This window comes from Thermostichus sp. OS-CIW-33 (assembly GCF_054059615.1).
The window spans coordinates 131,964-153,258 of record NZ_JBSSCH010000004.1; the positions used below are offsets into that span (position 1 = coordinate 131,964).

Consider the following 21,295-nt stretch of genomic DNA (forward strand, 5'->3'; position numbering starts at 1 on the left):
AAAGGGTGCCCAGGTGTTGGCGGAGGGGACGGGGGCAAAACTTGCCCTTCCCCAAGGCAAAAGCCAGAGCCACAACAACCAAACCAGCAGCAGAGTTGCTGCCCATCATAAACTGCCGGGATCCTCCATCTGATCTGCTCTTTCCGGTTGGGATCCCGGCACCCTAAGCAAGTCCGCTCCTTCCAACACCCGCGCCGAGCGGATCACATCTCCCACCTGGATGCGCTCCACCCACTCCATCCCCTCGGTGACGTAGCCGAACACGGCATAGCGCCCGTCCAAAATCGGCAGAGCAGAGAGGGTGATGTAAAACTGGGAAGAGGCTGAGTCAAGTGGGCTAGAACGGGCCATGGCCACCGCCCCCAAACGATGGGGCAAGAGCAACTTACTCAGAGCAGCGGGATCCTGGATCAAGGTGTTGTAGCGGGGGTAGGGTTCCCCACGCAGCTGAATTTCCAGGGGGATGGTGCGCAGGCGGTTGCTCCCCGGCTCTGTTGCACCCCCTGTACCGTCACCACGGGGATCCCCACCCTGCACCACAAAAGGCTGCGGATCCTTTTCCACCCGATGGAAGGTGAGGCCATTGTAAAAGCCCCGCTGAACCAAATCCACGAACTGGCCGCCGGTCAGGGGTGCCGCTTCCCCGTGGATCGCCAAGATCACCTTGCCTACCCCCTCAGCAGTTTGCACCTCCATCTCCACCACTGCCTTCCCTTGCAGTTGCGGGCGGCTAGCATAGGCCGCCGGGATCCCAGAGGGGGATTCTGAGAGGGGGGGTGTACTGCGACAAGCGGACAGCCCGAGACAGAGGTATCCCAGAACTAAGCCCACTCCCACTCTGCAGCGGCTCATTCGCCCCAGCTTGGCGAATTTCATCTGCCCCTTCTCCTTCAATCCAATCTCCCACCCTCCAGGCGCTGCTCAACCCAGCAGGGATCCCTATCCAGGTGATTCAGATCCGCTGCGACAGCCCCAACTGCAAGGTAACGCTTTGAGCGCCATTGCTCACCCTCACACCGTAGGGGCTGATGGCGGTAACCCGCCACTCTGCTTTTACCGCATGGCCAACAGCCACCTGACGTACTACGTTGTCGATCAAAATCAGGGCCTTGGGAGCACCTGGATCGTGGATCAATCCCACCAGCTTCATCTGCGGCAGAGGCTGGGGTGGGATCCGCGCTGGCACCGGAGGCGCAGGTACCCTGGGGGGAGAAGGAGCACCGACCCCTCTTGAAGCAAGAGGAGCGACAACAGTCGGCGGTTTTGCCGGTTCGACCAAGACAGCCTTCGCCGAATCGCTGGGGGGAGTTTCAGGATTTTCATCCACCTCAGCAACGGAGGAAAGCAGGGGCTTCCGGTGAGAATCAGAATGGGATGAATCGGCTGCCTCAGCCAAGGGATCCCGAGTGGCCTGCGAAAAAACCACCGCCCGCGGGCGCAGGGTCATCCAAAAAGCCAGCCCTGCCACCAAGGTAGCGGCCAAAGCCATACCCAGCAGTAATCCTCCGGCAGCAGAGAAGCGCCGGGAAGGCAGTGGGGGCCGTGTGCCGAGGTAAGGATATTCGCCGGCTTCTGACAGCCCCTCTTCCAAGCTGTTCTCCAAATCCTCGAACAGCTCATCCAACAGAGAATCTGCCTGCTTGACTTGGCCAGACCATGCCCAAGGGGAACGACGGCCTCTGCCCGCTGAAGCATCTAACCCGGACATACAACCTCCCTAGCCTGAGCGGCGGGGATCCCGAGGAGTTGAGACACTCAGCCAACAGTTGCCGTCTATCGCCCAAAGGCTCTCAAAGGAGCCGCATTTCCGGGTACTCGGTCAACAGCGCCTCTGCCGACAGGGTGTCTCCCTCCAACTGCGGCGTCCACAGCACTTCGATGGCCACAATCCGATCTGCCGGAATCGAAGCCAGCTGCAACAGGCACTGCCGCAGATCCGCCATGGAGTTAACTACAGGTAGTGTACCCAAGTTACCACGATACGCAACCAGTAGAGTCACCAGCAGGTACTCGCCAACATCTGGGATCCCAGCAGCAGATCGCTGCAGCGCCGCTTGGGAGACTTGTTGGATCTGGTTGTTGCGGTTGCTGAGGCTTTCGACGCTGAACTTGCTCCGTTCTTGTAAAGAGGCTTGATAGAACAGGGATTCGGCGCGGGAGAGGGGCAGCTTCTCCGCTTGGGCATGGCCATAGGCCCAGTAGTCGCTGTAGCGCATCAAGCCAAGGGTGACCTCTTGCAACAGTTGGCTCAGCCCTTCTGGCGACTGAGTATCCGCCTCCAGAGCCAGGGCGTTCATGTCTTTTTGCAGTTGCCGGGCGCTGGCCAGCAGTCCCACTTTTACCTGCGCAACAGTTACCTGGGGATCGCGAACCCCAATGCTATCGTCCCCTTCTTCGGATCTGATCCCCGAGCGCAGCGTCTGCACCAAAAAGCTACCTGCCCCAACCAAGAGCAGCAGCGTCAGCAGGCCGCCACCCCCCCCTCCCCAGAAAAAGGGCACCAGCAGCGGAAAACCAAAGCCGCCTCCATAGCTGGGGTAGACAGGAGCTGAGTAGTGCGGGCCAATCGAGCGGGGGGCAGAGAACGTCGGAGACCGGAAAGATCCGCCGCCAATGCGACCGCCACTGCGTGCCCAAACAGCGCCTATGGGAGCCAGGGCCAAGGTCAAGGCCAGGGCAATGGCCAGCAAAGGCCGGCAGACGCGACCGATTCGTTTCAGCATGATCACAATGTTTTCGTCCATCACGGGGCTAGTCTTTCTTAATTCTACGCTTTCTCGTTGGCGGGAATAGGGGCGGAAACCGATCCCCCACCCGGCCATCTCACTTGTTCAATTCTTCTGTGTTGATTCTTTGTGTACTGAGCCGGCCAATGACCGTCAACCAATCGAGGCAGAGCCATGCTACGGTCTGGAAGGTTGCCAGGAGGAGGGCAAACAACAGCAATGCAAACTCAGGCTAACGTCCAAGCCGAGGAAAGAGAGCGGGCATCTTCTCCACCCCGTGCCCAGATTCGGCTGTTGGTGGTGGATATCGATGGCACGATTGCTGGGCCTTCCAACCAGGTTTCAGAGCCGGTTCGGGAGGCCATTCAGAAGGCCAAAGCAGCAGGGGTGCGAGTAGCCATCGCTACGGGTCGCATGCATCGTTCTGCCGAGCGGTTCCACTACGCGATTGGGGCCGATATGCCCCTATGCAGCTACCAGGGGGCTTTAATTCGGGATCCCGATAGCCAAAAGACCCTAAAGCACTGGAGCCTGGACTGGCCGCTGGCCGAGGAGTTGTTGCAAGCGTTGCAGGATCAGCCGGTGGGGGTTCACCTCTACATCGATGACCAGCTCTACTTACGGGAGCTGAGCCCTCTCAGTCAGGCCTATGCTGAGCGCTCTCAGGTGCCGTTCCAGATGTTCTCTTCCGCCCAATACGGACGAAGCCCCACCAAGATCCTGGCTGTTTCTGAGGATACCGAGTTCCTGCAGGAATTGCAGGGATCCCTGCGGCGGCGGTATTCCCCTGACCAGCTCTATCTCACCCGTTCGGAGCCAATTTTTCTGGAGGCTACCCATCCGGCGGTGAACAAGGGCAATGCCGTTCGTTTTTTGGCGGAGGAAATGCTGGGGTTGTCGGCGGAGCAGGTGATGGCCATTGGCGATGGCGACAACGACATTGAGATGATTCAATACGCCGGGATCGGGGTGGCGATGGGAAATGCCTCGCCAGCTCTCTTGCCCCATGCCGATTGGATTGCCCCTCCTGTGGCAGAAGACGGGGTGGCGGCAGCCATCGAGACCTTCATCCTCAGCTAGGCAGGGATCCCATGCTGGGTCTGGCTTCTTCTCCCTTTCCTGAGGTCACCCTGCGTCCGGCGCAGCAACAGGCGTTGGCCTACCAATCGGGGCCGCTGGGGATCGCCGCCGTTCCGGGGAGCGGCAAGACCTTTATTCTGGAGCTGTTGATCGCCGATTTAATTCTCAATCGGGGGATCCCACCGGAGCGCATCGGGGTGTTCACCTACATGCGTTCGGCGCGGGGCAACTTGATCAGCCGCATCAATCAACGTTTGCAACGGGCGGGGTATCCGGATCGCTTTACCCAGGCCTTTACCCTGCATTCTTTGTCGTTGCGGGTGTTGCGGGAGGCCCCCAGCCGTTGGGAGGAGCTGTCTATTTTGGAGGGATACGAACAGGAGCGGTTGCTCAGCCGCCTGTGCCGCGCTTGGCTCGTCCGCCATACTCAGCTCTGGGAGCCGCTGATCCCCGGCGACAACAACCCGCAAAAGATCGCCCAAAACCGAGCCCAGTTCCGGCGCAGTTTCCAGCAGATGGTGCAGGTGGTCATCAGCAGGGCCAAGAATCTGCGCCTGGGGCCAGAAGTGATCCCCAGCGAGGGCTATCTGGGCTGGGCTGCTCCCATCTACGCCGGTTATCAAGCGGAATTGCGTCGCCTGGGCAAGTTAGACTACGACGACCTGGGCTGGCAAGCAGTGGATTTGATCGAGGGCAGTCCAGAGCTGCGGGAGCAGGTGCAGAACTGGTACGACTACCTGTTCGAGGATGAGGCCCAAGACAGTTCCCCCCTGCAGGAAGAGCTGCTGCGGCTGCTCAGCCAACGCACCGGCAACCTGGTGCGGGTGGGGGATCCCAACCAGAGCATCATGGGCACCTTTACCAGCGCCGAGCCGCGGCTGTTTCGCGCCTTTTGCCAGGCCAGTCCTCAGGTGGTGCTCTTGGATGAATCCAGCCGCAGCGCCCCCCAGATCATCGCTTTGGCCAACCGCCTGGTGGAGTGGGTGAATCAGCAGCACCCCATCCCGGCTTTGCGCACCGCTCTGGCCCCCCAGCCCATTCAACTGGCCACCTCCGGTGGCCAAAACCCCCCGGCCAGCGAGGGTGGTGTGGACTTTCTGCGGGTTGTCGGATCCCCGGAAGAGGAGCTGCAACAGGTGGCGCGGCAGGCCATTGCAGCCGCCCAAGCTTTTCCCGGCCAAACGGTGGCCATTCTGGTCACCACCAACGAGCTGGGGGGCAAAGCCCTCAGCTATCTCCAGGAAATGGGAGCGGAGCGGGTGATCGATCTGTTGCGGGGCAGTCCCAGTCAGCGGCGGGTGTTGTTGCAGCTCAAGGGAATCATCGACTGGTTTGCCCAGCCCACTGCCCCCACTCGCTTGGCTGCTGCTGTGGATTGCTTGGCGGATTGGGCGGGGATCCCACGTGCTGAACTGGGACCGATGTTGAGCTGGATCCGCGCCTCTCTGCCGGAGCGGCTGCTATTTCCCAACTTTGGTGAGGCTCCCGCTCTGCCCGATGGCCCGCCTTGGCAGAACTTGGGCAGGCTGCTGCGCACCCTTGCCGGTTGGCTCCGGGCCGGGCGCTCCCCTTGGCCGGAGGTGCTGAATGTGATCGTTCAAAGCCTCTACCGCAAGCCGGAAGAGCTGTTTGTGGGTCGCTATGTAATCGATCAGCTGGAGCAGGTGCTGGGATCCCTGCCCGAAACCGATTGGCAGGAGATCGCCCAAGAATTTCAAGTGATTCTGGATCACCGCCTCAACAACTTGCCTTCGGAGATCTTCGCCTTCGACCCCGAGCCGGGCAGCATCACTGTCACGACTCTGCATCGCGCCAAGGGGCTGGAATGGGATCAGGTCTTCATCCCCCAAGTGTCGGCCTACGAGTTTCCCACCCAGTACGGGGAGCGAACCCTGGGGCTGAAGTTTTTGGATGAAGTGGATATGCAGGCAGAGGCCCTGGCTCAGTTGCGACAGCTCAGCCCCAAAGGCGGCTGGGATCTGCAGGCCGACTCGGCCACCAAGCAAGCCTTTTTGGACTTGGCAGCGGAGCGGCTGCGGCTGCTGTATGTGGGCATCACCCGCAGCAAACGACGGCTCACCCTCTCGGTATCCAGCCAATCTCGCTTTGGCACAGAGCAGAGTTCATCTTTGGTGTTTCGGGTGTTAAGTCGCAGTTTTAGGGCCGGTTGACCGGGTGAGTCTCTCGTTCTTCATGGATTGGCAACCTGCTAGCATGGCTAAGCCCGATAGCGCTTGCGCGCCGCCTTGCGGCAATGGGGCAGTCTTTCAGAAGCTATGGATATTCTGCAATGCAACCTCGGCGTATTGCCCGCGAACTGGCCCTGCTGGGGGTCAATCAACTGCCAGCCACGGCGGCCAAACTGAGCGAAAAACAACTGGAGGACTTGCTGCTGGCAGCCATCCGCGCCCTGAGTGAAGAGACCCATGAAACCCTCTCCACAGCGGCGGCGGAAATCCAGCGCAGCGACCGTTTGTTGCACGAGAGCGATCCTCTATTGTTGGCCGATTCGGATCCCAAAGAAGAGGGTGGATCCCGCTCCGTCACCCTCCGCCTTCATCAAGCCCAACGGCACCTGCAGCGCCTGGAAATTACTCTAAAGGAGGCGAAGGTTCCTGACCCCAATGCCTTACGGGGGGAATTGCTGGAGCTAATCCAGCAGGTGCAAGTGGCCCTCGGCAACGCCGGCCAAGCCTTAGAACACCTGGAACAGCGGCTGCACAGCGTCCGCCACATCTTGGATGAGGTTGTCCAGTTGTCCCAAAGAGCAGTCAACCGGGTGGGCGTTGCCCTGTCCATGCCGGAACTGTTGTACATTGCCCAATCCCAAGAAGTGCGCGCCTACGCTTTGCAACTGTTAACTGCCCTGCGAACCCACAAGGAGGCGATTGATGCTCGTTTGCAAAAGGCTTTGGTGGGTTGGCAATTGCAGCGGGTTGGTCGGATCGAACGAGATATCCTGCGCCTGGCGGTGGTGGAGATGGAAATACTGGCCAGCAGCCCCGTGAAGGTTGCCATCAACGAAGCTGTAGAATTGGCCAAAAAATACGGGGATCCTGAGGCCGCCGCTTTCGTCAACGGAGTGCTGCGACGGGTAGTGGACAGCCAGATGGAGACCCACCGGGGTCGGGATCCCTCCCTCCCTGGTTCTGGTTCCGGGGGCTGAGCAGATCACTGGGGATCTTCCTTGCCAGGATAAAAGTCGGGATCCATCACCTGCTCAAATGTGTAGGGACACTGGGCAGGCAGATCTGCTTCAGACAATGGTGTTTCTCTCACCACCAACAGGATCCCGTCCTGGTGAGCCTCTTGCAGGGCTGCCGAAAGATCGGGCTTGAGGCTGGGACTGTCTTTGAGCAATCGCTGGATCTGGCGGCGTTGTTCAGTAATCGTTGCCCGCCAACTTTTGCCTCGCAGGTGGGGTTGCAATTGCCACTTCAGCAAATGCCCTACCAGGATCCCCAGCCGGTGCAGCAATTCCCGGCGTTCTTGCCTGCCCAAAGCCTCGATTTCCTCCACCAAGTTGGCGATATCCAGTTGATCCCACTGCCCCGATTTCAGCAGTGCGGCTTGCTTTTGCGTCCAGGCATAGAAGTCGTACTCGTAAAGTTGCATGCTTCCTTACCCTGAGCCCATCGATTTCCCGGACTAGGCCAAATCCGGGAATGCTTGTGGGAAGCGGGTTTTGCGGGTTGGTTGGGGAAAGCGGGCGATGAGACTCGAACTCACGACATCCAGCTTGGGAAGCTAGCGTTCTACCACTGAACTACGCCCGCGTAAATCAGTCTCAAGTTTAGCAAGCTGAAACCCTTGCTGAATCTAACCTATCACGTTCCCGACCCCTTGAGTAGGTGGGGAGTCGGGGGGCATATTTTGCCCGCAATTTGACCAGCAGGGAATGACGTCGAGAGACAAAGCTATCGTGCATGCTGGGGCAGGGCGAGAGTGGGTTAATCATCTTTCACATGGGATCCCTGGTACAACTGAGGCAGTATTCTGTCTGCGGCCTATGTCCAGCATCCTCCTGCTCTCCGGTAGTCCCAGCACTCCTTCTCGCTCAGAAGCCGTTTTACATCACGCTGCCGGGATCCTGTCCGATCTGGGATTGACCACTCAGTTTGTTTCGGTGCGGGATTTGCCCCCAGAGGATCTGGCACTGGCCAAGTTCGATAGCCCTCAACTCAAGGCAATTCAGCAAAAGGTGGCCCAAGCTACCGGGATCGTCATCTCTGCTCCCGTTTACAAAGCCTCCTATCCAGGTGTGTTGAAGGCACTGCTGGATTTGCTGGATCAAGACGCCTTTACCGGTAAAGTGATTCTCCCCATTGCCACCGGGGGAACCCTGGCCCATCTGCTGTCCATCGACTTTGCGATGAAACCTGTGCTGGCGGTGATGGGGGCAACCCACATCCTGAGAGGGGTTTATATCCTGAGTTCTCAAATTCAGTTGGACGCTGCCGGAACACTACAGCTAGAGGCCGACATCGAGGAACGTCTGCGAGCAGGGCTGCAGGCACTTGCGCAGGCGGTGAAATAGAAGAAATCAGAATTTTGCGGAGACTGGCCGAATACGGGATTGGTGCCCTGGGCCCGGAACCGGTTGCGGCAATCTATTCCGAAAAGTGCATAGGTGATTGCCCAGTCAGGCCCGAGAAGCCGCGGAAGAGCCGACGGCAAGGGATCCCTTTTGCGGGTATGGCCGGATTAAATTTCTATAAATCCCCCAAAAAACCTGCAAAACCGTAAGTTATGATACAGACATAGGATAAATCGTTCACCTCTGCAGTTGGCTCACCAGTGGCCTGGAGCTGTGCAGAGACGGAAGTAGGGGTCTTCCCGAAGGAACGCGCCTCAACTGAATCGCGCCACTCTTTCCGTGGCGTAGGGCCCAACGACAACAAACTCAACCCTTCGTTGATGGAGGCGATATATGAAACTCTCTTTCCGTGGCAACACCTTTGACTACGTTCCCGCGCATACTCAGCTCAGTGATGAGGAGTTGCAAGCTCAGTATCGCGGTCAAACCTTCTGTGTGCACCACACCAGCAAGAAAGCGATGCCTCACCCTCATCAGCCCCTGACCTACCGGGGCGTAAGCTACTGAGGTGAATACTGTTTGCCCTTGTAGGTGAGGTGGGGATCCTCTGGAAATCTCCATAAGGGCTGGATAAAGACTGGGCGGCCCCGTTTGGGGTCGTTTTTTGAGGCAAAGCAACACCCCCAGAAGGAGCAGCACCCGTTCCACCTGAGAAGCAAGTAGATGGGTCTGGGCCTGCCGAGTTGAGTTTGAACGAGTTGAGTTTGAAATGGGAGCGATGCCGAGGCAGGGTGCGCTAAGATGAGGTTCCAAGCGATAATGGCTTTGGCAACTTGCCCTACGGGGATCCGCTGCGATGGAAGCGTTTTTCGAGTTTCTCTGGTCGGCTTCGGCCATCTTGCTGGTGATCTTGGTGCTGCTGCACAGCCCTAAGGGGGATGGGTTGGCGGGCATTGGCGGGCAGGCCCAGCTGTTCTCCAGCTCCAAGAGTGCTGAGCAAAACCTCAACCGCATCACCTGGACGGTAGCGACCCTTTTCCTCTCCATCAGCGTGGTGTTGGGGGCGGGCTGGCTCTCGGCAGCTACAGGGCCATAGGGATCCCTTTCCGTGTTGGCGATTTACCTGCATGGATTCGGCTCTGGGCCGCAGTCGGCCAAGGCAACTTTCTTTCGGCAGCGGCTGCAGCAGGTGGGGATCCCTGTTCAGGTGCCTGATCTGAACCAGGACAATTTTGCCCAGCTCACCTTGACCCGCCAGATCCAGCAGGTTTCCAGCCAGCTTGCCGAGATGAACTACCCCCCTGTCACCCTCATCGGCTCTAGCTTGGGGGGCCTGGTGGCTGCTTGGGTTGCCGAACAACAACCTTGCGTGCAGCGCTTGGTGCTCTTGGCGCCGGCTTTCGGCTTTCTGGGCCATTGGCTACCGCGGTTGGGGGCAGAGGCGGTGGAGACTTGGCAGCGAACCGGACAGCTCATGGTGTTTCACTACGGAGAAGGCCGTCCTCTCCCTTTGGAGTACGGCTTTGTTGCCGATGCCCAACGCTACCCGGATGGGGCGTTGCGACGGCCTGTGCCCACCCTAATTGTGCACGGGATCCAAGATGAAACCATCCCCATTCAAGCCAGCCGAGACTACGTGGCCCGTCGCCCCTGGGCCCAACTGGTGGCGGTGGAGAGCGACCACGCGCTGACCGATGTGTTGGATCCCATTTGGCAGATCACCAGCCGCTTCTGCGGGTGGGGGATGGAGACGGGGCAGTATGGTTGTTAAAGGGGATCCCTGTCCCGTGCTTGCCCATTCGCGAAAGCGTCGCGTAGCGATAATGTCTATGCAATCCAAAGTGCTGTGCCTACAACAGGGGAAGGCTGACGTGACTGCCGGCTTGCTCTTCGATATGGACGGGGTGATTGTGGATTCGGAACCAATCCATGCCCGCGCCGGGGCCATTGCCCTGCAACGCTGCCACCTATCCCTGGATTTGGCCCCCATCTCCCTGCAGTTCAAGGGGCGCACCGACCGCGACATGTTCGAGTACCTTGTCCAACACCAGACGGACACCCCACCTGCAGAACGGCCCCTGCTGGTGCAGCGCTTGATCGAGGAAAAGGCCAAGGCTTTTGGCGAGCTGCTGGCAGAGGTACCCCTGGTGCCGGGGGTGCTGGAGTTTTTGGCGGCCAGCCGCCGGCGCTTTTCTGCCCTGGCCGTCACTACCTCAGCTATCCGCCGAGATCAGGCGCAGATTTTCCAGCGCTTCGACCTGCACCGCTGGTTTGACGCGGTGATTACCGCCGAAGATATTCAGCGGGCCAAGCCCGACCCAGAGCCCTACCTGAAAACGGCTGCCGCTGTGGGGTTGGATCCGGCGTTGTGTTGGGTGATTGAAGATTCTACCCATGGGATCCGCGCCGCTAAGGGGGCTGGCTGTTTTGCGGTGGGCCTCACCACGGCTTTCACCGCCGAGGAACTGCGCCACGCCGGGGCAGATGTGGTGGTGGACAGCTTTGCGGAGTTGGCCGCACTCCTGTTCGCGAGAGCGTCGCGTAGCGATAACCTGCCTGTGTAGGGAGCCCAGCCCATTCGCGAGAGCGTCGCGTAGCGATATGCCAGCACCCACTTTTTTGCGGCAGGCCCTGGATCGCTATCCGTTTGCTTCGCGGCGACGGGTGGTGATGGGCAGACAGGGATCCGTGGCCACCAGCCAACCTTTGGCGGCAATGGCGGGCATGGAGATGTTCTGGGCGGGCGGCAATGCTGTGGATGCAGCCGTGGCAATGGCGGTGGCTTTGACGGTGGTGGAGCCAACCTCCAATGGCATTGGCGGCGATGCCTTTGCTCTGGTGTGGGAGGGGGGGGAGGAGGGTCAGCTGTACGGGTTGAATGCTTCCGGTCGCAGCCCAGCCGCCCTGACGCCGGAGCGGTACCGGGACCATGGGCGGATCCCCCCCTACGATTGGTTAGCGGTGACGGTGCCGGGGGCAGTTTCCGCTTGGCAGACCTTGCACCGGCGCTGGGGAAAGCTGCCGTTCGAGCGTCTGTTTGTGCCTGCCCTTCGTCTGGCGCAAGAGGGATTTCCGGTCTCTCCCCGGGTGGCCCAACTGTGGCAGGCGGCGGAGTCCATCTATTTGCCCCTGCCAGATCCCCGCCACGAGGCCTTCAAGGCCGTTTTCTTTCCCCAAGGGCGTGCCCCACGGGCTGGGGAGCGCTGGAGCAGCCCCCTGCATGCCCAAACCCTGAAGGCCATTGCCCACAGCGGGGGTGAGAGTTTTTACCGGGGGGAGCTGGCGGAGAAGTTGCTGGCTTTCTCGGAGGCCACGGGCGGCTTCCTGTCGCCCGCTGACTTGGCCCAGCACCAGGCCGATTGGGTGGAACCCATCCATACAGATTACCGCGGCTACACCGTCTGGGAGATCCCCCCCAACGGGCAGGGCATTGCCGCTTTGATGGCGCTCAACCTTTTGGAGGGTTTTGAGCTGGGTCGGATCTCCTACGATGCCGGCGAGCGCTATCACCTGCAGATTGAGGCAATGAAGCTGGCCTTTGCCGATGTGAGCCGACAGGTGGCGGATCCGGAGTATGTGCGGGTCAGTCCTGCCCAGATGCTGGATAACGCTTATGCGCAGCGGCGGCGGCAGTTGATCGGGAGGGAGGCGATCCCCCTGGCCCAGCCAGGGCTGCCGGAGGGGGGAACGGTTTACCTGGCTGCAGCTGATGGTGAGTTGATGGTGTCTTTGATTCAGTCGAATTTCGATGGCTTCGGCAGTGGTCTGCTGGTTCCGGGCACGGGCATTGCTCTCCACAACCGCGGCACGGGTTTCACCCTGGAGCCTGGCCATCCCAACCAGGTGGGCCCCCGCAAGCGCCCCTACCACACGATCATCCCCGCTTTTCTATCCAGAGAAGGGATCCCCCTCGGCCCTTTTGGTGTCATGGGGGGGGCAATGCAGCCCCAAGGCCATGTGCAGGTGGTGGTGAACTTGGTGGATTACGGCCTAAACCCCCAAGCGGCTCTGGATGCGCCCCGCTGGCGAGTGCTGTTGGATCAGGGGATCCCGCAGGTGGCGCTGGAGAGCACGGTGCCGCCCCAGGTGGTGCGCGAACTCTCCGCCCGCGGCCATGCAGTGCAGGTGGTGGACGCAGAAGAGGATTGCGGTCTTTTTGGCCGGGGACAGATCCTCTTGCGGGATGGGGATCACTTCATTGCGGCTTCCGAACCCCGTGCCGATGGCCTAGCCCTGGCGTGGTAGAGTGCCTAGCTCATCACCATGCCACCATCGATGGCAAAAACCTGTCCCGTGATGTAGGCCGCCGCCGGATCTGCCGCCAAAAAACGCACCAGCCCCGCCACTTCTGCCGGGGATCCCAGTCGCCCCAGGGGGATCTGCGCCAAAATCGGGCCAGGATCCAGTTTTTCGGTCATTTGGGTGGTGATGAACCCCGGTGCCACGGCGTTGACGGTGATGTTGCGGCTGGCCAGCTCGCGAGCTGCTGTCTTGGTGAGGCCCACCACCCCTGCTTTGGCGGCGCTGTAGTTGGCCTGGCCGGCATTGCCCACCAAGCCCACCACCGAGGTGATGTTGATGATGCGCCCCTGGCGCTGCTTCACCATGATCTTGGCAGCTGCCTTCAGGCAGAGAAAGACCCCCGTCAGGTTGAGATCCAGCACCGCCTGCCAATCTTCTGGCTTCATGCGCAGCAGCAGGGTGTCGCGGGCCATGCCGGCATTGTTCACCAGCACATCCACCCGACCCCACCGCTCCATCACCTGGGCAAACAGGCTCTCCACCGCCTCTGGGCAAGACACATCGGCGGCCACAGGGATCCCTTCTCCCCCCAGGGCCGCGATCTCCTCCACCAGGGACTCGGCTTCGGCAGCGGAGCGGGCGTAGTTGATCGCCACTTTTGCTCCAATGGCCCCCAGGTGCAGGGCAATCGCCCGGCCAATGCCCCGGCTGGCTCCGGTGACCACAGCCACCCGGTCTTGGAGGGAAGGCAAAGGGAGAAGCTCAGACATAAGCGGCAGGTTCCTCGTGATTCGGACAGCGTGATTAGGACAGCCGCAACAGTATAGGATGCTTTGGGGCCGTCTGGCTGCCACGGACTTCCCGGCAACCGCCTGCGCCATGTCCGTCCTAACCGCCGATGGCCTCGGCAGGAGGGATCCCGTGGTTCCAAGCGGCCACCCTGACGGCAAGATTTGTTGCTGGAGGGATTCGCATGGCACAAAAGTGCAGGAGCTTTGGGCGTTGCACCAATGGGCGAGCAGAGCCAGATTAAGATCAGAAGCTGGGCCCCATCGCGTCAGCGGGCCGTAGGCCTTGCAGAGGAACTGTCCATGCAAGTGGAGTTTCGCGAGTGCGATCCGGGAAATCTGTGGATCTGGTTTGAGTTTGCCGAGCCGCCGGTCGAAGCTGAGCTGGAGTACCTCAACGAGGTGCTGGAGTCGTGGTACGTGTTGGGCAAGCTGGGCGGATTTAACGCCGAGCGTCTGGTGGCCCAAGAGGCCGAGGTGGATCTGAGCTATCTGGAGTATCCCAACGAATCGGAGCCCTTGCCTTCCCTAATGCACAACATGGGATCCCTGGAAGAGAAGGACAACTGGGCCCGCTGCTGGTTTGATCTGGGCACCGCCGATGCGATGGCGCTGGATGTGTTGATCAACGCCCTGCGCACCCTCAGCCTGGAATACATCGGCCTCAGCCGCGTGATTATCGGCGGGCAAAATGAGGATTGGCCAACGGCGGATCCGGAGGAGATGGATGACATGGATGACTACGATCTAAACGGCTATGTGCGGGATCACAGGGAGGAGGAAGGAGGGCTGGAATAGCGGGATCCCTGCCTACTCCAAGTAGCCCAGCTCTTGCATCTGCCGCACCAAGTCGGCATCGCTTTCCACATTCACCTTGCGAGGAGCCGTGCTGGGCTGTCGGGATTCTGCCCAGCTCACCCACGTTCTCAGCCCCTGCTGCAGGCGAGCCAGCCAAGCCTGGGGGGAAAGGGATCCCCAGCCGGCTTCCCCCGCCGACCCGTCGTGACAGCGTTGCGGATCAGCATCAGGGAGAGAGGACACGGGATCCCCGTCGCCGACCCAGAGCAGATCCCGCAGCTCCGCCGGATCCTGCTCCAAGTTGTAGAGGCTGGGACGATCCCCCGTTTGGATGAGCTTGGTCATCCCCTCATAGAGGGCACGGCGGATGTCGTAACAGGCACGCGCCCGCAGCAGGCTGTCGTTACGGCTTTCCATAGCCCGAATGAGGAGGTGGGGCGGGAAGGCTTCGCTGAGCACTGTTCCCTGCTCGGGATCTTCCCCTGCCAAGGTGCGGGCCAAGCTGAGGCGGGCGACCTCGCGGCGGAGCTTGAGGCTGACACAGGGGGCACCGTTGGGGGAAAGGTTGGGGCTAAAGCCGGCAGCTTCCAGGAGGGTATGGAAGAGGCGGCGGGTGGAAACGGGGGTGGCAATGCGTTTTCCTGCCGGGAAGTGGCCGGGATAGCGCAGGATGAGGGGCACGCGGATCAGCTCTTCGTAGACCACAAAGGCGTGGCCGACGAAGTCGTGTTCTCCCAGGCCTTCGCCGTGATCGGCGACGATGGCCACCAGCGTGTTCTGCTCCAGGCCGGTGTGGCGCAGGGTGTCGAAGACGGATCCCAGTAGGTGATCTTGGTAGGCCACCTCAGCATCGTAGATATCCCGCAGCACCTGCGCTTGCAGTGGAGAAAGGGGCTGCGGCAGGGGCGCCATCCAGCGGTAGGGTTGGGCGTTGTATTGGCGCAAAAAGTCGCGGGCCTCGCGGTTGCTTTTGAAATAGGGGGCGTATTTCTGCACAAAGGGCTCCGGCGGCCAGTAGGGCAGATGGGGCTCCATCAGGTTGACAAAGCAAAAGAAGGGCCGTGCTCCGGGATCCGACCGGCGGCGGGCCATCTGCTGCAGGTAGCGGTTGAGGTCGGCAATCGAGGCGGCGGTGTTGCCTTTGAAGTTGAGCAGGCGGGTCCAGAGGGAGGCAAACCAGGGGTGCAGCGCCAGTTGGAAGAGGGTGTCGGAGCGGGCAAAGGCGTTTTGCACCGGGTAGGAGAGCCGCCGCCAAAATTGGGTGTAGGCGGCCAGCCAGCGGTTCAAGGGGGCGGGCAAGGGGGTGCCTTCGGGGGGGCGGGTGGGCAGAGCGCCACCGTAGTTGTAAAAGGTTTCAAAGCCGCGCCGCAAGCCGTTTTTCAGGATCCCCACCAGAGGGTTGTTGCAAAAGCCCACAGTGGTATAGCCGCTCAGCTGCAACAGCTCTGCCAGGGTGGGCAAGGCGGGGCTCAGCTCCAGATCTGCTTGGACGGTCTGGTGGGTGCTGGGGTATTCCCCCGTAAACAGGGAAGCGTGGGAGGGGATGGTCCATTGGGCGGGGGCAATGGCCCGCTCGAAGAGGGTGGATTCGGCAGCCAGCCGATCCAGGTTGGGGCTGGTGGGCAGTTGGCGGGCACGCTCCGCTTCTGACCAATAGCAGGAGAGACGATCCGCCCGCTGGGTATCCAGCACGATCAGCAGGATGTTGGGGCGTTCTACGGCAGCAGCGCCGGCCCTTGCGGGGGAATGTCCTGTTTGCGCCACTCGGACGGAGTCCTCAAAGCTCACCACAACTCACCCGATACTTTTCCTTAAAGGTATCCCTATCCTGCCATGCTCTCGGCCAGCTTTCTGCTTCCCCCCAGCCCCCCTTAGGGCAAAGTGAGCTGGGTTTGGCTGTTGCCCTGGATCCGAGCAGTGTTGGCCTGCCAATCCAGGATCCCTTGGTTGCCTCTGACAGTCAAAGCCTGGCCGGGCTGGCGGTAGCGCACGTTGCCCTGGGCCTGCAGCTGGGTGGAGCCGATGCGCCAGCGGATCTCCTGGGCCTGCAGCTCTTGACCGGTTTGCTCGGCTTTGGCTTGCCCGTTGCCCAATATGCGCAACTCGGTTAGAGGCAGGGGAGCCCGCAACTGCTCGCCCCTGAGGCGCAAAGCTTGTAAGGGAGCGTAAACCTCTACAGACCCTACTGCCTGCACTTCCCCGACGCCAAATTGCCACAGAAAACGGCTGGCAGCCAGCTCCAGATCCGGATCCCGGTACTCTGCCCGCACCGGCTGAGTGGGATCCCAGTTCTCCAGCTGCATCTGGGCTTGGCCAAAGTCGACGAGCAGCCGCTCCCCCTGCAGGGATCCCTGGCCCTCCAACAGCTCCACTTTCACCTGGCCCTCAGCTTGGAGGAGGCGCTGTTCCGGCAGCCATTCCACCTGCTGGGCCTCCAGACGCAGGTTGTCTCGCTCCGATTCCACCTCGACTTGACCCGTCAATTCCAGACGTCGTTCGCCGGGGTAGGCAGAGCCTTGCTCGGCGCGGGTGCGGATGGCGCGGTTGTCTTCGTCGAAAAATTCTCCCTCAACGGCCTGCAAATGGGCGGATCCCAACTGCACAGGAGCGGCACCATTTTCTGGGGGGGACTCATATTCGGCCAGGCGAGCCTGTAAGCGCCAAAGAATGCCGCCGTCGGGCCTGGCTTGGGTGAGGGTGATGTCTTCGTAGATCAACTGGGGGGTGGAGATGGGCTCGGAAGGCGCATCGGGATCCCACTCCGGCCCGCCACAGCCCGCGCTCAGCAGGGCCAAAACGGCCAGGAAACGGAGGACAGACAAAGACCTGGACTGCATGGATCTTCCTTGGGGGCTTTCTCCCCTACCCTAGCTTTCTTAGGACTCCGTCCCGCTGGCGCGATCAGCCGTATCCTTCCGCTGCGCTGAGCCGGATCCCGCTCTCGGCAAACCCGTGGCATCATCAGGGCAAAGTGTTTTTGGGGGCAAGCGTGACCCAACTGTTGCAACTTTTCATCTACGGCCTTGTCTTGGGCAGCATCTACGCCCTGGGAGCAATTGGGGTGTCGCTGACCTTTGGCATTTTGCGCTTTGCCAACTTTGCCCACGGGGATCTGATGACCCTGGGGGCCTACTTCGGCCTGACATTTGTTGGGTTGGGTTGGCCAATTGGGGTCAGCCTGCTCCCGGCAGCTTTGGCCACGGTACTTTGTGCAGTTGGGATCGACCAACTCATTTATCGCCGCCTGCGCCGGGAGGCCCCGGTGATCTTGCTCATTTCTTCTTTTGGCACCGCCCTGATTCTGCGCAGCCTGGTGCAGATCATCTGGGGGCCCAACAATCAGGTGTACCGCAGCGGGATCCAGTTGCCGTGGCGGCTTGGGGAGCTGCGCATTAAGCCCGATTGGGCGGTAATCCTGGCGGGAACAGCCCTGTTGGTGGTGGCCCTGCATCTCTTCTTACAACGCACGCGGGTGGGCAAAGCGATGCGGGCCATGGCCGACAATTTTGAGCTGGCCAAGATTACCGGCATTGATACAGAGCGGATCGTCCTCTGGACTTGGGCCATTGGCGCAGCCTTGGCCTGTGCAGCAGGTGTGTTCCTGGGCATGGATACCCGGCTGCACCCCACCATGGGCTGGCGGCTATTGCTGCCCATTTTTGCAGCGGCCATTCTCGGCGGCATTGGTCGCCCTTACGGGGCCATTGCCGGAGGGCTGGTGATTGGCCTGGCGGAAGAATTCTCGACCTTGGTGATCAACCCGGCCTATAAAACCGGGGTGGCCTTCGCCATATTGGTATTGCTGCTGATCTTCCGACCCACAGGATTACTGGGATCCCCGGGTGGGGGGGATGTCTGATGTTGAGCTACGGCATTTTCTTTTTGATTTTGGTGGGGATCTACGGCGTGCTGGTGCTGGGCCTCAATATCCAGTGGGGCTACGCCGGCATGTTCAACATCGGGGTGGGGGCTTTTTTTGCCGTGGGAGCCTATGCCAGCGCCATTGTCACCACACCCCCAAGCGCCGAGCATTTGGGCGGCTTCAATCTGCCCTTTTGGGTGGGTTTTGCCATAGCTGTGGCTGTCGCCGGGGCGATTGCCTTTTTGATCGGCTTGATTACCCTGAAGCTGCGTTCCGACTACTTGGCCATCGCCACCATCGGCATTGCTGAGATCATCAGCCAAATCCTGAGAAATGAGGGCTGGCTGACCAATGGCGTACGGGGAATTACCCGCATTCCACGACCCTTTCGCGGCTGGATCCCAGGTCAGGATACTCTTCTCTACTTGGGCTTGGTGCTGTTGATCTTGGCGGCGGTCTACTGGGCCACGGAGCGGGCCTATCGCTCCCCCTGGGGGCGGGTGTTGCGGGCCATTCGCGAGGATGAACCGGCAACCATGGCCGCCGGCAAAGATGTGCTCCAGTTTCGCCTGCAGGCGTTTGTGCTGGGATCCATGCTCATGGGGTTGGCGGGGGCCCTCTACGCCCATTTTGTCAATTTCATCAGCCCAGAAGCCTTTCAACCGGAGTTTGCCACCTTTATCGTTTGGGTAATGCTGATCGCGGGGGGCAGTGGCAACAATCGCGGCGCCTTGCTGGGAGCGCTGGTAATTTGGGGGGTGTGGTCGGGCAGCGAGTGGCTCACCAACCGTTTGCCGCCCCAGTGGGCCACCCGGGCTGGCCCTTTGCGCATTTTGTTGATCGGGATCCTGCTCCAGGTCATTCTTCTGACGCGCTCTCAAGGATTGTTGCCTGAACGTCCGCCCAAGCCCGTCTTGGGCACTTCTCCTTCGCCTAAGCAGAACCCCGCAGGATAGGATTGGGTCGGCTCCAGCTGTTGTTGACGTGTTTGAGATAACCCAGCCCTCTGTCGTCATGACTCCGCGTCCCAAGGAAACTGACCCTTCCTGGCCACCCTGCAACCCCGACACGACGGGCTGCCCCCCGGATGCCGGACAACCAGGGATCCGGACTACACCCATCCAAGAGGGCTATGCTCTGCCGGAGCAGTATTTCAACCGGGAGCTGAGCTGGATTGAATTCAATGCCCGGGTTTTGCACGAGGCCCTGGATGAGCGCACACCTCTGCTGGAGCGGCTGAAGTTTCTGGCCATCTTTGAGAGCAACCTGGACGAATTTTTCATGGTGCGGGTGGCGGTGATCCGTCGTCAGTTGGAAACGGGCGTGTTGGTGCTAACCCCGGATGGCCTTACACCGCAGCAGCAGTTGCAGCAGATCTCGAGCCACCTGCGCCCCCTGATTCGAAAATTGCACACTTGCTTCCGGCAGGAACTGGTGCCCAAGCTGGCGGAACAGGGCATTCACATCCGCGATTTTTCCGAGCTGGCCGAGTCGGAACGGCAGGAGCTGCGGGACTACTTTGAGAGGCGTTTGTTTCCAGTGCTCACCCCCTTGGCGGTGGATCCAGGCCATCCTTTTCCCTACATCTCCAACCTCAGCCTCAGCTTGGCGGTGGTGGTGCGGGATCCAGAGACTGGCAAGGAGCATTTTGCTCGCGTGAAGGTGCCCAACACCTTGCCCCGCTTTGTGCCGCTGCGGGATGGGGTGAGCTTTGTGCCGCTGGATCAGGTGATTGCCCACCATCTGGAGTCCCTGTTTGTCGGCATGCAGGTGCTGGAGTACTACCCCTTCCGCATCACCCGGGATGCCGATCTGGAAATCCAAGAGGACGAGGCCGACGATCTGCTGGCTGCCATTCAAGAAGAGCTGCGCAAACGACGCTTTGGCTCGGTGGTGCGCATGGAAATTGCCAGCCAAACTCCGGCAGCCATCCGACAACGGCTCAGCGAAGAGATGCGCCTCAACAGTGACTCGGTGTACGAAGTGGATGGCCTCTTGAGTATGGGGGGGGTGATGGCGTTTCTCAGCCTGGATCGGCCCGATTTGAAGGATCCCCCTTGGGGGCCGGTCACCCCGCCCCGCCTGCGCACTGCCTCGGTCAGCGATGAGCCGGTGGATATCTTTGCCGTCATCCGGGAAGGGGATCTGTTGGTGCATCACCCCTACGATTCTTTTGCCGCCAGCGTGGAACGGTTTTTGGAGGAGGCCGCCAACGATCCGCAGGTGCTCACCATTAAGCAAACCCTCTACCGCACCTCCGGCGACTCGACGGTGGTGAAATCCCTCATTCAGGCCGCCGAAAACGGCAAGCAGGTGGCCGCTCTGGTGGAGCTCAAAGCCCGTTTCGACGAAGAAAACAACATCCTCTGGGCCAAAAAGCTGGAGAAAGCCGGGGTCCACGTGGCCTACGGCCTGCCGGGGCTGAAAATCCACTGCAAACTGGCTTTGGTGGTGCGGGAAGAGGAGGGATCCCTGCGCCGCTACGTCCACATCGGTACCGGCAACTACAACCCCAAAACCGCCCGTATCTATACCGACCTAGGGCTGTTCACTTGCGATGAGACCCTCTGCAACGATGTTACGGAATTGTTCAACCTACTGACGGGCTACTCACGGCAACGGCAATTCCGCAAGCTCTTGGTGGCCCCCAGAACCCTACGCCAAGGCATGGAAGCCCTGATCCGCCGCGAGATGCGCCATGCCCAAGCGGGGGGCCAGGGGCGTATCATCGTCAAGATCAACTCTCTCACCGACCCGGAAATGATCCGGCTGCTCTACGAGGCCAGCCAAGCCGGGGTGGAGATCGACCTCATTGTGCGCGGCATGTGCTGCCTCAAGCCGGGGATCCCCGGCCTAAGCGAACGCATCCGCGTGATCAGCATCATCGGGCGCTTCCTGGAGCACTCCCGCATCTTCTACTTCTACAATGGCGGCCAGGAAGAGTACTTCATCGGCAGTGCCGACTACATGACCCGCAACCTGGATCGGCGCGTTGAGGTGGTTACCCCTGTGGAGGATCCCGCGTTGCAGCGGGAGCTCAAGGCGATCTTGGACATCTGCCTGACGGACAACCGGCAAGCCTGGGAGTTGCGCCCTGATGGCACCTACGTGCAGCGGCAACCCAAGCCAGGAGAGCCTGTGCGCTCCACCCACCAACGCCTGATGGAGCGGGCCGCCAGCCGCATTTAGCAGGATGACTCTCACTGCTAACCTCTCTCAGAGGGAGAGAGGAGCAGCCTCGCCGCTATCGGGAATGGCCACC

General features: G+C 60.6%; 20 protein-coding genes, 1 tRNA gene and 1 riboswitch. Of the genes, 13 read left to right on the forward strand and 8 right to left on the reverse strand.

Annotated elements, in window-relative coordinates; genetic code table 11:
* Window positions 1-105: 105 nt before the first annotated feature.
* From ACVWZG_RS04280 to ACVWZG_RS04290, 3 genes are all read right to left on the reverse strand, one after another.
* Window positions 106-876 (reverse strand): peptidylprolyl isomerase, encoded by a 771-nt coding sequence (locus ACVWZG_RS04280; RefSeq protein WP_457406263.1) that lies wholly within the window; start codon window positions 874-876, stop codon window positions 106-108.
* Between the two features lie 76 nt (window positions 877-952).
* The gene (locus ACVWZG_RS04285) at window positions 953-1,708 is read right to left on the reverse strand and encodes a hypothetical protein (protein WP_457406265.1); all 756 of its coding nucleotides are present in this window, start codon (window positions 1,706-1,708) and stop codon (window positions 953-955) included.
* 82 nt (window positions 1,709-1,790) lie between these two features.
* Window positions 1,791-2,744, reverse strand: coding sequence for a DUF1517 domain-containing protein (locus ACVWZG_RS04290; RefSeq protein ID WP_238376757.1), 954 nt, complete (start codon window positions 2,742-2,744; stop codon window positions 1,791-1,793).
* A gap of 201 nt (window positions 2,745-2,945) precedes the next feature.
* Between ACVWZG_RS04290 and ACVWZG_RS04295 the strand changes: the two genes are divergently transcribed.
* From ACVWZG_RS04295 to nusB, 3 genes are all read left to right on the forward strand, one after another.
* The gene (locus tag ACVWZG_RS04295; RefSeq protein ID WP_414388302.1) at window positions 2,946-3,806 is read left to right on the forward strand and encodes a Cof-type HAD-IIB family hydrolase; all 861 of its coding nucleotides are present in this window, start codon (window positions 2,946-2,948) and stop codon (window positions 3,804-3,806) included.
* A gap of 11 nt (window positions 3,807-3,817) precedes the next feature.
* A complete protein-coding gene (locus ACVWZG_RS04300; RefSeq protein WP_414343663.1) occupies window positions 3,818-5,977 on the forward strand; it encodes an ATP-dependent helicase in 2,160 nt (719 codons plus the stop codon).
* A gap of 119 nt (window positions 5,978-6,096) precedes the next feature.
* Window positions 6,097-6,972: a transcription antitermination factor NusB gene (gene nusB, locus ACVWZG_RS04305; protein WP_457406268.1), complete on the forward strand. Its 876-nt coding sequence runs from the start codon at window positions 6,097-6,099 to the stop codon at window positions 6,970-6,972.
* 5 nt (window positions 6,973-6,977) lie between these two features.
* Here nusB and ACVWZG_RS04310 read toward each other — a convergent pair whose 3' ends face one another.
* Both ACVWZG_RS04310 and ACVWZG_RS04315 read right to left on the reverse strand, forming a co-directional pair.
* Window positions 6,978-7,421: a DUF29 domain-containing protein gene (locus ACVWZG_RS04310; protein ID WP_414331397.1), complete on the reverse strand. Its 444-nt coding sequence runs from the start codon at window positions 7,419-7,421 to the stop codon at window positions 6,978-6,980.
* 89 nt (window positions 7,422-7,510) lie between these two features.
* Window positions 7,511-7,582: transfer RNA gene (locus ACVWZG_RS04315), tRNA-Gly, on the reverse strand.
* Window positions 7,583-7,815: 233 nt separating this feature from the next.
* Here ACVWZG_RS04315 and ssuE point away from each other — a divergent pair.
* The 6 genes from ssuE (at window position 7,816) to ACVWZG_RS04345 (ending at window position 12,588) form a co-directional block, all read left to right on the forward strand.
* Window positions 7,816-8,343, forward strand: coding sequence for an NADPH-dependent FMN reductase (ssuE, locus tag ACVWZG_RS04320; protein ID WP_414331394.1), 528 nt, complete (start codon window positions 7,816-7,818; stop codon window positions 8,341-8,343).
* A 232-nt stretch (window positions 8,344-8,575) separates the two neighbouring features.
* A riboswitch (Glutamine riboswitch) is annotated at window positions 8,576-8,657 on the forward strand.
* Window positions 8,658-8,736: 79 nt separating this feature from the next.
* Entirely contained in the window at window positions 8,737-8,910 is a 174-nt protein-coding gene (locus ACVWZG_RS04325) for a DUF4278 domain-containing protein (RefSeq protein WP_083757650.1), read from the forward strand.
* Window positions 8,911-9,199: 289 nt separating this feature from the next.
* Window positions 9,200-9,439 carry a preprotein translocase subunit SecG gene (secG, locus tag ACVWZG_RS04330; protein WP_011433676.1) on the forward strand — a complete coding sequence of 80 codons (240 nt, stop codon included), beginning with the start codon at window positions 9,200-9,202 and terminating at the stop codon, window positions 9,437-9,439.
* Between the two features lie 12 nt (window positions 9,440-9,451).
* The gene (locus tag ACVWZG_RS04335) at window positions 9,452-10,114 is read left to right on the forward strand and encodes a YqiA/YcfP family alpha/beta fold hydrolase (protein WP_457406271.1); all 663 of its coding nucleotides are present in this window, start codon (window positions 9,452-9,454) and stop codon (window positions 10,112-10,114) included.
* A gap of 58 nt (window positions 10,115-10,172) precedes the next feature.
* Window positions 10,173-10,907 carry an HAD family hydrolase gene (locus ACVWZG_RS04340; protein WP_414398532.1) on the forward strand — a complete coding sequence of 245 codons (735 nt, stop codon included), beginning with the start codon at window positions 10,173-10,175 and terminating at the stop codon, window positions 10,905-10,907.
* A 37-nt stretch (window positions 10,908-10,944) separates the two neighbouring features.
* A complete protein-coding gene (locus ACVWZG_RS04345) occupies window positions 10,945-12,588 on the forward strand; it encodes a gamma-glutamyltransferase family protein (RefSeq protein ID WP_457406275.1) in 1,644 nt (547 codons plus the stop codon).
* A gap of 5 nt (window positions 12,589-12,593) precedes the next feature.
* Here ACVWZG_RS04345 and fabG read toward each other — a convergent pair whose 3' ends face one another.
* A complete protein-coding gene (fabG, locus tag ACVWZG_RS04350) occupies window positions 12,594-13,355 on the reverse strand; it encodes a 3-oxoacyl-[acyl-carrier-protein] reductase (protein WP_011433672.1) in 762 nt (253 codons plus the stop codon).
* A 321-nt stretch (window positions 13,356-13,676) separates the two neighbouring features.
* On the opposite strand from fabG, the gene ACVWZG_RS04355 reads away from it, so the two are divergent.
* Window positions 13,677-14,171, forward strand: a complete 495-nt coding sequence (locus ACVWZG_RS04355) for a DUF3531 family protein (RefSeq protein WP_414331319.1) — start codon at window positions 13,677-13,679, stop codon at window positions 14,169-14,171.
* 12 nt (window positions 14,172-14,183) lie between these two features.
* On the opposite strand, the gene ACVWZG_RS04360 is transcribed toward ACVWZG_RS04355, so the two are convergent.
* The gene (locus ACVWZG_RS04360; RefSeq protein WP_457415254.1) at window positions 14,184-15,959 is read right to left on the reverse strand and encodes a sulfatase; all 1,776 of its coding nucleotides are present in this window, start codon (window positions 15,957-15,959) and stop codon (window positions 14,184-14,186) included.
* A gap of 83 nt (window positions 15,960-16,042) precedes the next feature.
* On the reverse strand, window positions 16,043-16,993 hold the full coding sequence (gene lptC / locus ACVWZG_RS04365; RefSeq protein WP_457415256.1) for an LPS export ABC transporter periplasmic protein LptC: 951 nt from the start codon (window positions 16,991-16,993) through the stop codon (window positions 16,043-16,045).
* A 167-nt stretch (window positions 16,994-17,160) separates the two neighbouring features.
* On the opposite strand from lptC, the gene ACVWZG_RS04370 reads away from it, so the two are divergent.
* Genes ACVWZG_RS04370 through ACVWZG_RS04380 form a run of 3 tightly spaced genes read left to right on the forward strand, consistent with a single transcriptional unit; the run spans window position 17,161 to window position 21,222 of the window.
* A complete protein-coding gene (locus ACVWZG_RS04370) occupies window positions 17,161-18,030 on the forward strand; it encodes a branched-chain amino acid ABC transporter permease (RefSeq protein WP_414418242.1) in 870 nt (289 codons plus the stop codon).
* Window positions 18,030-18,989: a branched-chain amino acid ABC transporter permease gene (locus ACVWZG_RS04375; RefSeq protein WP_414350027.1), complete on the forward strand. Its 960-nt coding sequence runs from the start codon at window positions 18,030-18,032 to the stop codon at window positions 18,987-18,989. Before ACVWZG_RS04370 ends, ACVWZG_RS04375 begins: the two co-directional genes overlap by 1 nt.
* A 58-nt stretch (window positions 18,990-19,047) precedes the next feature.
* Window positions 19,048-21,222 carry an RNA degradosome polyphosphate kinase gene (locus ACVWZG_RS04380; RefSeq protein WP_457406352.1) on the forward strand — a complete coding sequence of 725 codons (2,175 nt, stop codon included), beginning with the start codon at window positions 19,048-19,050 and terminating at the stop codon, window positions 21,220-21,222.
* Window positions 21,223-21,295 lie beyond the last annotated feature (73 nt).

Coding starts and splice junctions, on each gene's coding strand:
- ACVWZG_RS04380 (WP_457406352.1), top strand. CDS start 19,048: ATGACTCCGCGTCCCAAGGAAACTGACCCTTCCTGGCCACCCTGCAAC.
- ACVWZG_RS04340 (WP_414398532.1), top strand. CDS start 10,173: ATGCAATCCAAAGTGCTGTGCCTACAACAGGGGAAGGCTGACGTGACT.
- ssuE (WP_414331394.1), top strand. CDS start 7,816: ATGTCCAGCATCCTCCTGCTCTCCGGTAGTCCCAGCACTCCTTCTCGC.
- ACVWZG_RS04285 (WP_457406265.1), bottom strand. CDS start 1,708: ATGTCCGGGTTAGATGCTTCAGCGGGCAGAGGCCGTCGTTCCCCTTGG.
- ACVWZG_RS04280 (WP_457406263.1), bottom strand. CDS start 876: ATGAAATTCGCCAAGCTGGGGCGAATGAGCCGCTGCAGAGTGGGAGTG.
- ACVWZG_RS04355 (WP_414331319.1), top strand. CDS start 13,677: ATGCAAGTGGAGTTTCGCGAGTGCGATCCGGGAAATCTGTGGATCTGG.
- secG (WP_011433676.1), top strand. CDS start 9,200: ATGGAAGCGTTTTTCGAGTTTCTCTGGTCGGCTTCGGCCATCTTGCTG.
- fabG (WP_011433672.1), bottom strand. CDS start 13,355: ATGTCTGAGCTTCTCCCTTTGCCTTCCCTCCAAGACCGGGTGGCTGTG.
- ACVWZG_RS04295 (WP_414388302.1), top strand. CDS start 2,946: ATGCAAACTCAGGCTAACGTCCAAGCCGAGGAAAGAGAGCGGGCATCT.
- ACVWZG_RS04300 (WP_414343663.1), top strand. CDS start 3,818: ATGCTGGGTCTGGCTTCTTCTCCCTTTCCTGAGGTCACCCTGCGTCCG.
- ACVWZG_RS04290 (WP_238376757.1), bottom strand. CDS start 2,744: ATGGACGAAAACATTGTGATCATGCTGAAACGAATCGGTCGCGTCTGC.
- ACVWZG_RS04325 (WP_083757650.1), top strand. CDS start 8,737: ATGAAACTCTCTTTCCGTGGCAACACCTTTGACTACGTTCCCGCGCAT.
- ACVWZG_RS04345 (WP_457406275.1), top strand. CDS start 10,945: ATGCCAGCACCCACTTTTTTGCGGCAGGCCCTGGATCGCTATCCGTTT.
- nusB (WP_457406268.1), top strand. CDS start 6,097: ATGCAACCTCGGCGTATTGCCCGCGAACTGGCCCTGCTGGGGGTCAAT.
- ACVWZG_RS04375 (WP_414350027.1), top strand. CDS start 18,030: ATGTTGAGCTACGGCATTTTCTTTTTGATTTTGGTGGGGATCTACGGC.
- ACVWZG_RS04310 (WP_414331397.1), bottom strand. CDS start 7,421: ATGCAACTTTACGAGTACGACTTCTATGCCTGGACGCAAAAGCAAGCC.